At 37.4% G+C, this 13,255-nt stretch carries 15 protein-coding genes; all 15 read left to right on the forward strand.

Going from position 1 to position 13,255, the window contains the following annotated elements; translation table 11 throughout:
- The first annotated feature begins 61 nt into the window (after positions 1–61).
- The 15 genes from ndk (at position 62) to lhaT (ending at position 13,202) form a co-directional block, all read left to right on the forward strand.
- Entirely contained in the window at positions 62–508 is a 447-nt protein-coding gene (gene ndk / locus QE429_RS10645; protein WP_307286979.1) for a nucleoside-diphosphate kinase, read from the forward strand.
- Between the two features lie 168 nt (positions 509–676).
- Positions 677–1,849: a chorismate synthase gene (gene aroC, locus QE429_RS10650; RefSeq protein ID WP_307290765.1), complete on the forward strand. Its 1,173-nt coding sequence runs from the start codon at positions 677–679 to the stop codon at positions 1,847–1,849.
- On the forward strand, positions 1,849–2,928 hold the full coding sequence (gene aroB / locus QE429_RS10655) for a 3-dehydroquinate synthase (protein ID WP_307286980.1): 1,080 nt from the start codon (positions 1,849–1,851) through the stop codon (positions 2,926–2,928). The genes aroC and aroB overlap by 1 nt, the downstream gene beginning before the upstream one ends.
- A 16-nt stretch (positions 2,929–2,944) precedes the next feature.
- The gene (gene aroH / locus QE429_RS10660; protein WP_307286981.1) at positions 2,945–3,307 is read left to right on the forward strand and encodes a chorismate mutase; all 363 of its coding nucleotides are present in this window, start codon (positions 2,945–2,947) and stop codon (positions 3,305–3,307) included.
- 65 nt (positions 3,308–3,372) lie between these two features.
- Positions 3,373–4,461 (forward strand): histidinol-phosphate transaminase, encoded by a 1,089-nt coding sequence (gene hisC, locus QE429_RS10665; protein ID WP_307286982.1) that lies wholly within the window; start codon positions 3,373–3,375, stop codon positions 4,459–4,461.
- A 37-nt stretch (positions 4,462–4,498) separates the two neighbouring features.
- A complete protein-coding gene (locus QE429_RS10670) occupies positions 4,499–5,602 on the forward strand; it encodes a prephenate dehydrogenase (protein WP_307286983.1) in 1,104 nt (367 codons plus the stop codon).
- 29 nt (positions 5,603–5,631) lie between these two features.
- Positions 5,632–6,921 (forward strand): 3-phosphoshikimate 1-carboxyvinyltransferase, encoded by a 1,290-nt coding sequence (gene aroA, locus QE429_RS10675; RefSeq protein ID WP_307286984.1) that lies wholly within the window; start codon positions 5,632–5,634, stop codon positions 6,919–6,921.
- A gap of 104 nt (positions 6,922–7,025) precedes the next feature.
- Positions 7,026–7,922, forward strand: coding sequence for a hypothetical protein (locus QE429_RS10680; RefSeq protein WP_307286985.1), 897 nt, complete (start codon positions 7,026–7,028; stop codon positions 7,920–7,922).
- A gap of 30 nt (positions 7,923–7,952) precedes the next feature.
- Positions 7,953–9,218, forward strand: a complete 1,266-nt coding sequence (locus QE429_RS10685; protein ID WP_307286986.1) for a tetratricopeptide repeat protein — start codon at positions 7,953–7,955, stop codon at positions 9,216–9,218.
- A gap of 32 nt (positions 9,219–9,250) precedes the next feature.
- A complete protein-coding gene (locus tag QE429_RS10690) occupies positions 9,251–9,817 on the forward strand; it encodes a ReoY family proteolytic degradation factor (RefSeq protein WP_307286987.1) in 567 nt (188 codons plus the stop codon).
- 88 nt (positions 9,818–9,905) lie between these two features.
- Entirely contained in the window at positions 9,906–10,370 is a 465-nt protein-coding gene (locus tag QE429_RS10695) for a YpiF family protein (protein ID WP_307286988.1), read from the forward strand.
- Positions 10,371–10,511: 141 nt separating this feature from the next.
- A complete protein-coding gene (locus tag QE429_RS10700) occupies positions 10,512–11,018 on the forward strand; it encodes a QcrA and Rieske domain-containing protein (RefSeq protein ID WP_307286989.1) in 507 nt (168 codons plus the stop codon).
- 3 nt (positions 11,019–11,021) lie between these two features.
- Positions 11,022–11,696, forward strand: a complete 675-nt coding sequence (gene qcrB, locus QE429_RS10705) for a menaquinol-cytochrome c reductase cytochrome b subunit (RefSeq protein ID WP_307286990.1) — start codon at positions 11,022–11,024, stop codon at positions 11,694–11,696.
- A gap of 57 nt (positions 11,697–11,753) precedes the next feature.
- Complete coding sequence (locus QE429_RS10710) at positions 11,754–12,530, forward strand: menaquinol-cytochrome c reductase cytochrome b/c subunit (RefSeq protein WP_307286991.1); 777 nt, start codon at positions 11,754–11,756, stop codon at positions 12,528–12,530.
- A 78-nt stretch (positions 12,531–12,608) separates the two neighbouring features.
- Positions 12,609–13,202 (forward strand): lipoprotein heptaprenylglyceryl N-acetyltransferase LhaT, encoded by a 594-nt coding sequence (gene lhaT, locus QE429_RS10715; protein ID WP_307286992.1) that lies wholly within the window; start codon positions 12,609–12,611, stop codon positions 13,200–13,202.
- Positions 13,203–13,255: the final 53 nt, after the last annotated feature.

A 13,255-nucleotide genomic window follows, 5' to 3' on the forward strand; every position in this document is an offset into this window, starting at 1 on the left:
TTTTTCATGGATTGTTTACGACTAACAATCAATATACATAATTATTTTAGGAGTGGAATTCATGGAAAAAACATTTTTAATGGTAAAGCCTGACGGAGTACAACGTAATTTAATTGGGGAAATCGTTGCACGATTTGAAAGAAAGGGCTTCCAATTGGTTGGAGCAAAATTAATGACTATCCCAACTGAGCTTGCAGAGGAGCATTATGGCGAGCATAAGGAACGTCCTTTCTTTGGCGAATTAGTAGATTTTATTACTTCTGGTCCTGTTTTCGCAATGGTATGGCAAGGTGAAAATGTAATCGCTACCGCTCGCCAAATGATGGGATCTACTAATCCGAAGGATGCTGCACCAGGAACAATCCGTGGTGATTTTGGATTAACTGTTGGTAAAAATGTTATTCATGGTTCTGATTCCCCAGCTAGTGCAGAACGCGAGATTGGCCTATTCTTTAAGGATAATGGAGTAGAAGAGTACACTAAATTAGTGAACGAATGGATCTACTAATTTAAATAAATAAGAGGCACTTGTATAGTCATTATACGAGTGCTTTTTTTTGTATACGATTACAAATTTTTTGCTTATTTTCTGAATAGTTATACTAGGTTTATTTCACACGATATGGTATATTGATACATAATTCTTTAATGAGTTGAAGGGGGAAAGAGAATGGGGATTAGATACTTAACAGCTGGAGAGTCTCACGGCCCACAGCTAACGACTATTTTGGAAGGCTTTCCTGCTGGGATGCCATTAGTAGCTGAAGATATTAATGAGGGGTTGGCAAGACGTCAAAAAGGCCATGGACGTGGTAGAAGAATGCAAATTGAAAAGGATACTGCAGAAATTGTATCAGGTGTTCGCCATGGTCAAACTCTTGGCTCTCCAATTGCCCTTGTTGTTAAAAATAATGACTTTAAGCATTGGACTAATATTATGGGTGCCGATCCATTAAGTGAAGGTCAGGAAGACGAAATCAAACGGAAAATAACACGTGCACGACCAGGCCATGCAGATTTAAATGGAGCGATAAAATATGGCCATCGTGATATGAGGAATGTTCTTGAACGTTCATCCGCTCGCGAAACTACTGTAAGAGTGGCAGCAGGTGCTGTTGCAAAAAAATTGTTATCCTTGGTTGGTATTGAGGTAGTTGCACATGTTGTAGAAATTGGGGGTGTCAGAGCCCAGGTTAACCCAGCATTGTCCATTGATTCTTTAAAGGAAAGAGCTGAAAAATCACCAGTTCGTGTGGCAGACCAAAATGTCGAATTAGAAATGATGACAGCCATAGATGATGCAAAGAAAAATGGAGATTCAATAGGTGGAATCGTAGAAGTTATAGCTACAGGTATGCCTGCTGGAATAGGAAGCTATGTTCACTATGACAGAAAATTAGACGCAAAGCTAGCTGCTGCAATAGTTAGTATCAATGCATTTAAAGGTGTTGAATTTGGAATCGGTTTTGAGGCTGCCAGAAAGCCTGGGAGTGAAGTACATGATGAAATAGCTTGGGAGAAAGAAGAAGGTTATTACCGAAAGACCAACCGCCTCGGAGGTTTTGAAGGTGGTATGACAACCGGAATGCCGATTGTTGTTAGAGGTGTAATGAAGCCAATACCGACCTTATATAAGCCGCTAATGAGCGTTGATATAGAAACGAAAGAGCCATTTGCTGCAAGTATTGAACGCTCAGATAGCTGTGCAGTTCCAGCTGCTGCCGTTGTAGCTGAACATGTAGTTGCTTGGGAACTTGCAAATTCACTTGTTGAACAATTTTATAGTGACCGTTTTGATACATTTGTGGATGAAATTAAGAGGCAACGAGAATATGCGAGGGAATTTTAATGGAAACCATTCAAATCCAAACAGAGTCGAAAAGTTACCCGGTCTTTGTTGGGGAAGGCGTAAGAAATGAGTTGAATGATTTTTTAACGAATCATCTTCCAGGACTTACAAGAATATTAATTATTACAGATGAAACAGTTGGCAAACTACATCTACAAGAATTGCAAAATGTTCTCAAGTCGTGGGACCCTATTGTTTTTACTGCACCAAGTGGTGAAGCAGCAAAAACCTTCGAAGTTTTTTATAATGCTCTTACAACTGCACTAGAATTTGGATTAGATCGAAAATCAGTTATCCTTTCATTTGGCGGTGGAGCAGTAGGTGATTTAGCGGGATTTGTAGCGGCCTCCTATATGAGGGGGATTCCATTTATCCAAATCCCTACTACCATATTAGCCCATGATAGTGCAGTAGGTGGAAAGGTTGCGATTAATCACCCTATCGGAAAAAATATGATTGGGGCATTTTATCAGCCAGAAGCAGTTTTTTACGATCTAGAGTGGTTAAAAACGCTACCGATACAGGAAATTCGCTCCGGGTTTGCTGAATTAATTAAACATGCACTTATATCTGACGCTGATTTCTATAAGTGGCTATCAGAAAATATTCACGACCTACAAGGGATGGAACCAATCCTATTAGCTGATTCCTTAATTAAGGGGATTCAAATTAAGAATAGTTTTGTATCTCAGGACGAAAGAGAGACAGGGGTACGTGCCTATTTAAATTTTGGTCATACTTTAGGACATGCAATAGAATCAGAATTAGGATATGGGAAAATCACCCATGGTGAAGCAGTAATGATAGGAATGGTGTATGCATTAAGACTTAGTAACCAACTGTTTGGTCTCTCGTTTAATGTTGACGAATTTATTCAATGGGTGTCATCACTTGGGTATGAGACAAATCTACCGAATCAATTATCCTCTGACCGTTTACTGAGTAAAATGAAGCAGGATAAGAAGGCTGTTGGAAATTCCTATCGATTTGTGTTATTACAAAAAATCGGGGAGCCAAAATTACTAGAAGTTTCAGAGAATGTTTTATTAGAAGTATTAGAAGAATTAAAAAGGATATAAAAAAGGGGGATACTTCATGATCAGAGGGGTAAGAGGAGCTACAACTGTTACAGAAAATACAGAAGAAGTAATTGTTTCTGCCACGGAAGAGCTTCTTGCTAAAATGATAGAAATGAATGAAATTCATCCCGATACCGTTGCGTCCATTTTCATTTCCACAACAGAAGATTTAAATACAGCATTCCCCGCAAAGGCTTTGCGGAGATTTGATGGATGGACATTCGTTCCTGTTATGTGTATGCGCGAAATTCCAGTCATCAATTCCTTAAGTATGTGTGTCAGGGTTATGATGCATTGGAATACAACACAGGGTCAGGCAGAAATCCATCACGTATATTTAAAAGACGCAAAATCGTTAAGGCCTGACCTTGACAGGTAGTTTTCCTTTATTAGAGAATCTAATTGATAGAAAGTTACAAAATAAAGACGATTGGAGTGGGGAAAATGAGATGGAAAGAACAATTATTAACACTGACTCCTTATCAACCAGGAAAATCAATAGAGGCTGTAAAAAAAGAATTTAAATTAGACCATATTGTTAAATTGGCTTCAAATGAAAATCCATTTGGATGTTCTAAACTAGCCATAGAAGCAATTCAAGCCTATCAAACAAGCTTGGCCATCTATCCAGACGGTTATGCGACACATTTAAGAGAGACTCTTGCTTCTTTTTTAAAGGTTGATGAGGAAGAACTAATATTAGGAAATGGTTCAGACAACCTGATCCAAATCATTTCAAGAGCACTTTTACATCCTAATGCTAGTACAATTATGGCAACACCTACCTTTTCACAATACAAGCATAATGCTGTCATTGAAGGAGCAGTTATTAAAGAAATTCCGCTAGTTGAAGGGGAACATGATTTAGATTCGATGCTTGAAGCTATTGATGAGCAGACGAATGTCATATGGGTGTGCAGTCCCAATAACCCTACAGGTACATATATACCAGAGCATAAATTGATTCCATTCCTTGACAAGGTACCCGGACATATTCTTGTCGTTCTTGATGAAGCATACTATGAATATGTAGTGGCTGATGATTACTATAATTCCATTAATTTAACACGTAAGTACGAAAATCTAATTGTCCTTAGAACCTTTTCAAAGGTATATGGACTAGCTGCCTTAAGAGTAGGCTATGGGGTTGCAAATCGTGCAATTATCAAAGCGCTAGAACCTGTTAGAGAACCATTTAATCTAAATACCTTAGGTCAATTAGCAGCTTCAGCGGCTATAAAGGACCAGGAATTTGTTGAAGAATGTAAAAATAAAAATAGGCAAGGCCTTGAACTGTTTTATTCATTTTGTGAAAAGAATAAACTAAGCTATTATTCAACTCAGACTAATTTCATATTAATAGATTGTAAAACAGACGGTGATAAGGTTTTTCAATATTTACAAACAAAAGGATATATAGTGCGCTCTGGTAAGCCTCTTGGCTTTCCAACGGCTGTTAGAATTACTGTCGGTTCGGTTGAACAAAACGAAGGTGTTTTAAACGCATTAAGCGAATTTTTAGCTGAAAAGTAAACTGTACTTGCTTTTTTCATTATAGGGGGATAAACCATTGGAAGGCCGGGTTTTTGTTATTGGTTTAGGATTGATTGGAGGATCTTTGGCATTATGTATTCAAAAAGAGCATAAAGCCACGATTATTGGTTTTGATATTAACAGTGAACAAGCCCGTCTTGCTAAGATGCTAGGTGTTATTGATGAAGTGGCTGAAAGTATTACTGATGGTGCTGAGAATGCGGATTTAATCATCATTGCAGCACCTGTAAATGAGACGAAGCAGATTATACAACTGCTTGCTGAGATTCCGTTAAATCCAAACGTGATCGTAACAGATACAGGTAGTACAAAAAGGAAAATAGTAGATAGTGCCTTAGGCTTAAAGGACCAGGGGCTCACTTTTATCGGAGGCCATCCAATGGCTGGCTCCCATAAAAGCGGGGTTTCTGCTGCGAAAGAAATTCTATTTGAAAATGCATTTTACCTGCTAACTCCTGAAACGCATATAGAAGAAAAAAAGGTAGAACAATTAAAGCAATGGTTAAAAGGGACAAATGCAAAATTTTTAATAATTACTCCGGATACACATGATTATTTAACCGGAATTGTTAGCCATTTTCCACATATTATCGCAGCATCGATTGTTCGCCAAACAGAAAAATTAGCAGAGTCAGAGAGTCTAATTCCAAGGTTGACGGCTGGGGGTTTTAGGGATATAACCCGTATTGCATCAAGTAGCCCTCAGATGTGGAAAGATATTTTACTGAACAATCGAGAAATAATCATTGATTTGCTTGACCATTGGCAGGAAGAAATGATTGGAATAAAAACATTGTTAGAATCAGAAGATAGCTCGGGCATTTTACATTATTTTAAATCTGCAAAGGATTTCCGCGATGGCTTGCCACAGAAAGAAAAAGGAGCAATTCCTGCCTTTTATGATTTATTTGTTGATGTACCAGATTATCCAGGGGTCATTTCTGAAATAACTGGATATTTGGCAAAAGAAAATATCAGTATCACAAACATTAGAATCCTAGAAACAAGGGAAGATATTAATGGAGTATTAGTTATTAGTTTTCAGTCCGAAGAGGACCGGCAAAAGGCAGAACGGTGTATCGGTTTCTACTCAAACTATGCAACCTCCATTGGTTCCTAACAAAAAATGATTGAAAATAAGGTGATTTTATGGCGGCATTAACATTAAAGTCTAATATTGGCCGTTTGATTGGTGAGGTTACTATCCCTGGAGATAAATCCATCTCCCATCGATCAGTTATGTTCGGTTCGATTGCTCATGGTGAGACGACAGTGTCTAATTTTCTAAAAGGTGATGATTGTTTAAGTACCATCTCATGCTTTAGAAAACTGGGTGTGAAAATTGAGGAAAATGGAGAACAGTTACGTATATTTGGAAACGGTTTTGAAGGCTTAGAAGAACCGAAGGAACTATTGGATGTAGGTAACTCTGGTACCACAATCAGGTTATTAATGGGTATCTTGGCGGGAAGACCCTTTTTTTCGTCATTAATTGGTGATGAGTCAATTGCTAAGAGACCAATGACAAGAGTAACGAATCCATTATCACAGATGGGAGCAAGTATTGATGGAAGATCTAATGGCTCCTTTACTCCCCTTTCTATTCGAGGTGGATCATTAAAGCCCATTAGTTATACACTTCCTGTTGCGAGTGCACAGGTTAAATCTGCGCTTATTCTGGCAGGTTTACAAGCCGATGGGGAAAGTGTTATCATCGAGCCGGCTGAAACTCGAGACCATACTGAGAGAATGATTCAAAGATTTGGCGGCGAAATTCAAAAGGAAAACAAAGCAATCACTGTGAGGGGCGGACAGCAACTAACAGCGGCTTCCATTCATGTTCCTGGTGATATTTCTTCAGCAGCCTTTTTCTTAGTCGCAGGAGCGATTTTGAAAGAAAGCGAAATCCATCTTAAAAATGTGGGTTTAAACCCAACTAGGACGGGAATTGTTGAGGTTTTACAAAAAATGGGTGCAGACCTCGAAATTATTGAAAACAACGAAAATAGGTTTGAACCTACCGGAGACCTTATTATTAAAACGTCTAATCTAAAAGGGACAGTGATTGAAGGCGATTTAATCCCAAAATTAATTGATGAGATTCCTATTATTGCTCTTATGGCTACCCAAGCCGAAGGGACAACAATTATTAAAGATGCCGAAGAGCTAAAAGTTAAAGAGACCAATCGGATTGATACAGTTGTGCAAGAGCTAAAAAAATTAGGGGCTTCAATTGAAGCAACAGAAGATGGGATGGTTATTCACGGTCAATCCACACTCCGTGGTGGAACCGTTTCGAGCCATGGGGATCATCGTATTGGTATGATGTTAGCAGTAGCTGCGCTTCTATGTAAGAAAGAGGTACTATTAGAAAAACCAGAAGCAATTTCAGTTTCATATCCAAACTTCTTTGACCATCTAAATAGTCTTATTCAATAAAGCTGCATACCATTGCAGCTTTTTTTTGCAGTGGAATTCTAAAAGGAATGAAAATCGAATTTTGTGCATAGCTTGTCTTAAAGAGGAAAGCAGGTGGATTCTATTTGTATATCATTGAAAATGCCAATATCCTTAAAGGTGAGCGTGTTACAAACCGGTCAATAATGGTCTCAGAGGACCGAATAACCAATATCCAAACTAGTCTATCTCAAAATCGTCTAATGAAAATGAATATCGAATCATTTATTATGACCCCTACTTTCGTCCTTTTAAATTCAATACTTCCAAAAATAAGCTCTTTCAAAGATATGAAAAAATCTATAACAGAACAATTCTTGTTAAAGGGTTGTACTATCATATTTACCTACGCAAATGTTTCATTTGAAGCAGAATTAGCGGCAAAAATAAATGAAGTGAAAACCTCGTTAATAAATAGTCCACTTGATTTTCTAATTGGGGTGAGAATCGCGACCCGGCTTTTAACACCAAATTTTATGAGGAATTGTAAGAAATATAAGGTTCCGGCCATTTTCGTTGAACTAACTGATCAAGATGAATTAGAAGAAATTCCCTGGGGGTGGATTCGGGAAGCCTTATTTCCATTCAACTGCCCGCTAATTCCAATAATTTCTCCTTCAATAAAGAAGGAACAAAAGACGGTATTGTCGAAATGGAAAGGTATCATGTTAAAAGAGAAAATTCCTGCAATTTTTGAGGAAGTAGAGGAAAATCAACCTTTATCTGTTCCATTATTAAATAAAGTTGGACTATACCCTCATAAAGCAAGCTTGATGAGCGGAACGGAGTTAAGCTATAACTTATATTTAAAGGGCAAGGAAATCAATAAGGTTGATGAAGTGGGATTATTTCATTATCATGGTGATAGACTTGTAGTTACAGTCCACAAAGGAAAGGTGATCCGTTCAGCTGGGAACGTTGTATTTAAACCTGGAAATGGAGAGCATGTTAAGGTGCGAACCCCATCTTATTTTTCTTTGTAATATTCAAGGGGGAGAAGAGGTAATTATCCAATGGACAGAGTAAATAAAATTATTAGCTTGTTAGAAAATGGCCAACATAAAGAGGCCTTAAGTGAATATAATGTTGTATTAAACAGCGGATTGCCTGAAGAGAAATATCTGCTTGGAGAAGAATTGTACCAATATGGTTTCCTGGATGAAGCTAAAGCCTTAATTGAAGATTTATTGAAAATTTACCCCGAAGAGGGGGAACTTCTTGTACTATTAGGCGAAATATTAGTGGAGGCAGGGCAAGAAGAAGAAGCAATTCTTGTTCTAGAACAAATTTCTGAACAAGATGCAAATTATGGACAGTCATTACTTTTGTTGGCTGACCTTTATCAAATCCAAGGACTTTATGAGGTATGTGAAAGAAAGCTGTTAAAAGCAAAAGAAATTTTACCAAATGAAGTAATTATCGACTTTGCTTTAGGTGAACTCTTTAGTGAACAAGGTGAAGTAACAAAGGCTATGAATGCTTATGAAATGGTTTTAAAGGAAGAATCCGAAATTGCTGGTGTTAATATACACCAACGAATGGCTGATCTATTAAGCTCTTCTGGAGCCTTTGAAGATGCCTTGATTTATTATGACAAAGCACTTGATGAAAAGTTAGAAATTAACACATTATTTGGGTATGCATTTACTGCTCTTCAAGCGGGATACAATCGCACTGCTATTGAGAAATTTAATGAACTAAAAGGACTTGACCCTGAGTACCATTCACTTTATTTACACCTTGCTAAGGCCTATGAAAGTGAAGAGGAATTAGAAAATAGTCTTGAGGCTGTAAAAGAAGGGATTAAACAAGACGAATTTAATAAAGAATTATTTTTCTACGGTGGAAAGATTGCACTCAAGCTTGGAATGGTAGAAGAGGCAGAGCAATACATTAGAGAATCTCTTGCCCTGGACCCCGGATTTACAGAAGCGGCACTTACATTAAATAAACTTTTCTTCCAACAAGAGCGGTATGAAGATGTAGTGGAGCTGATTTCACAACTTGAATTTATTGAAGATGAAGAACCTCAGCTTTTATGGGATGCAGCCCTTGCATTTGATAAGCTTGAAGAATATTCATACGCATTAGACAAATATGAAAATGCATATAATTTCTTTAAGAATAATGAAGCCTTTTTACTTGATTTTGGATATTTTCTAATTGAGGAAGGAAAAAACGATCGAGCCGCCGAAATTTTTAAACAACTACTAAAAGAAGATCCAACAAATGAGGAATACCTTGATTTACTCGAGCGTTTAACCGAAGTACAAAATTAAGAATGCTGACTATGCAGAGGAGGGAAACTATCATGGCAACCCCTGTTTCTGTCAACGAGAAGAAGGACTTTATTCGCTGGTTTTTAAATCACTATCAATTAAAGAGAAGAGAATGTGTCTGGATATTAAACTATTTAATGAGCCACGATCAGTTAATGGAAAAGGTTCATTTTGTTGAACAGGCACAGTATTGCCCACGAGGATTGATTATGTCTACACATTGTGTGGATAAGGTTCCATTTAGGTTCTATAAAGAAAACGTAATGACTACTGATGCTGAAAAATCCTTTCATGATATCAGACTTAATCGGGATGAGGATATTTTTATTCAGTTAAACTTTCATGCATCCAATCAGGCACATCAGTATGCTGCGGTTTTAGAAGAAAACCCATTTGTTCCTAAACACTTACAAGTGAATGAAAAGGATGGAATGATTGCAGAACAACTCTTACAAAGTAGTATTCAACGTTTTCAACGTGAGAAGCTGCTACAAATGATTGATGAAGCACTCGACAAACAAGACCGTAAAGCTTTTGAAATGTTAACGGAAAAATTAAATAAACTAATGGTGACAGAACAAAAAGGAAGTTTGCGTTAAGCAACTTCTTTTTTTTATTTTGCTTTTGTCCTAGTAAAAAATAATGATATGATAGGACTAGTGAATCAAAAAGGTTGGTGCAAAAGAGATGAAATGGGTCCCAAAAGATATTGAAACTTACATAACTGCAAAGGAATACGTAGATACTGCTATTATACCGCTTTATTCTGTTTCAGTTGGAGAGGATATGAAGCAATCAGCAGCAGCAGCTGAGTTTATTACATTACTAACAAATCATCTAGAAAGACAGTTTACAGGAAGAGTATTGTTGTTTCCTCCTTTTACGTATCTCAAAAAAGAAGAAGGGGAGATCAGTTTAGCTGCTTTACAGGAGTGGGAGAAAAGCGTTTTTCAAGGCTCAATGAAATATGTGTTTTATATAACATCAGACTTAGAATGGCGTTCTAGAGAAGGGGAGTTAAAGGGATCCATGATTTGGCTGCCGACTCTGCCGCTTGAACACATGACTGATTCTCAAAAAATGGAGATGATTGATAGTCAAGCAAAGCAACTTTTTGTTCTTTTTACGCAAAAATGGCATGAAAATGAGTAAAACTATTCATATTATATGTTTTTAAAATAGTATGATATTGACCTTGCTTGCAGATTGATATATCATTGTTATGTCCTAGTTTTATATGTGTTTAATTTATTGTCCGCTGGACTTAACTTCGTGAATAGAGGGGGGATAATCATGAGTAAAGAGCGCGTTTCAAGACGTCAATTTTTAAGCTACACATTAACTGGTGTAGGCGGTTTCATGGCAGCCGGAATGTTAATGCCAATGGTTCGTTTTGCAGTAGATCCTGTATTAAAGGCTGAAGAAGGCGGAGACTTTATTGCAACAAAACAAAAAGTTTCTGAAATTACTGATGAACCAGTTCGTGTGGACTTTACCTTCAAGCAAAAGGATGCTTGGTACGAGTCTGAAGTAACAAATACTGCATGGGTTTACAAGGATGATAATGGTAAAATAGTTGCTTTATCACCTACTTGTAAGCATCTAGGCTGTACGGTAGGCTGGAATACTGATAAGAAATATCCAAACCAATTCTTCTGTCCATGCCATTATGGTCGATATGAGAAAAACGGTAAAAACATACCAGGCACACCACCGTTAGCACCACTTGATCTTTATCCGTACAAGGAAAAAGACGGTTACCTTTATTTAGGAAAAGCTCAACCGCGGAAGGAGGCGTAATCATTGTTAAACAAAATTTACGATTGGGTAGATGAACGTTTAGATATTACGCCTTTGTGGCGCGATATCGCAGACCATGAAGTACCAGAGCATGTGAATCCAGCGCATCATTTTTCAGCGTTTGTTTATTGTTTTGGCGGTCTAACATTCTTCGTAACAGTTATTCAAATTTTATCTGGTATGTTCTTAACAATGTACTATGTACCAGATATTAAAAATGCTTGGGAATCTGTATATTATCTTCAAAATGAAGTTGCTTTTGGACAAATCGTTCGTGGAATGCATCACTGGGGTGCAAGTTTAGTACTTGTCATGATGTTTTTACATACACTTCGCGTATTTTTCCAAGGTGCATATAAAAAACCTCGTGAATTGAACTGGATTGTCGGAGTACTTATTTTCTTCGTCATGCTTGGTTTAGGCTTTACAGGTTATTTATTACCTTGGGATATGAAAGCGTTATTTGCAACAAAAGTAGGTCTTCAAATTGCTGAGGCTACTCCATTCATTGGAAGTTATGTGAAGGTTTTACTTGCAGGCCATGAACACATTGTTGGTGCACAAACATTAACTCGATTCTTTGCAATCCACGTATTCTTCTTACCGGGAGTATTACTTGGCTTAATGGGAGCCCACTTTATCATGATTCGTAAACAAGGTATTTCTGGCCCACTATAAAATCAATATGACATAGTATATTTTTCTATCACTACGGAAAAAGGAGGGGATTTCTCGATGCATAAAGGTAAAGGTATGAAGTTCGTTGGTGATTCTCGTGTGTTAGCACCTGAAGCACGTAAACAGATGCTTCCTAAAGATTATTCAGAATACCCTGGTAAAACAGAAGCTTTCTGGCCGAACTTCCTTTTGAAAGAATGGATGGTAGGGGCTGTATTCCTTGTCGGTTATCTATGTTTAACAATTGCACATCCAGCTCCACTTGAAAGGATTGCTGACCCAACTGATACAGGATATATTCCATTACCTGACTGGTATTTCTTGTTCTTGTACCAATTATTAAAATATTCATTTGCATCTGGTCCATATACTGTTATCGGTGCAATGATTATTCCTGGACTTGCTTTTGGAGGTTTATTATTGGCTCCGTTCCTAGATCGCGGACCTGAACGCCGTCCAACGAAACGTCCGCTTGCTACAGGATTTATGCTATTATCATTAGCTGCTATCGTATTTTTAACTTGGGAATCTGTTGCTACACATGACTGGGCTGCTGCAGAACGTCAAGGGAAAATTGTTCCTAAAGTTGAAATTGATAAGTCAAGTGAAGGCTATCAAATAGCTAGTAAGAACACTTGTATAACTTGTCACGGTGAAAATCTTCAAGGTGGTGCTGGTGCTCCGAGCCTTATCGGAACTGGCTTATCAGCAGAAGAAGTAGCTAAGATTGCTAAGCAAGGTAAAGGTGGAAAAATGCCACCAGGAATCTTTAAAGGTTCTGATGAAGAGTTGAAGAAACTATCAGAATTTATTTCTGGTTTAGGTAAAGAATAAAGTAATAAAAAAGCTGACGGGTATCGTCAGCTTTTTTATTCATATTCAATAAAAAGAAGATTGAAATGGGGAGTTATTGTGCGTTGGGTTTATCCACTTTTAGCTAATCGGTCGATTCTTAAAATCCTGCTTGTTATTAATATAGTAGGAACTATTTACGGATATTATTGGTATGGTTGGCAACTAAAGGAAACGCCAACAATATTCTTACTATTTGTCCCAGATAGTCCTACTGCTAGCTTATTTTTTGTATTTGTCCTCCTTGCTTTTTTGTTTAAAAAAAATTGGCCATTAATAGAAGCTCTTGCCATTGTAACGCTCTTTAAATATGGGATTTGGGCTGTTGTAATGAATATTCTAGTGTATTTTGTACAAGGGGAACTAGATTGGATTGGATACATGCTCATAGGTTCTCATTTTGCCATGGCTGTTCAAGGAATATTGTATGCCCCATTTTACCGGATAAAATGGTGGCATCTTATTGTTACAGCCATTTGGACCTTACATAATGATGTCATTGATTACGTATTTTTTATGCTTCCTAGCTATCATATGCTTGATCAGTATACACCGCAAATTGGTTATTTTACCTTTTGGCTCTCTATTTTTTCAATAGGATTAGCCTATTATTTTGGTATTCGTCCGGGAAGATATAAACTTGAAATAAAATAATCAAAGATGGTCTAACCTTGTCCCCCCTTTCATACATTTTAATAGTAATGAAA

The organism is Bacillus sp. SORGH_AS_0510 (assembly GCF_030818775.1).
Lineage (GTDB): Bacteria > Bacillota > Bacilli > Bacillales > Cytobacillaceae > Neobacillus.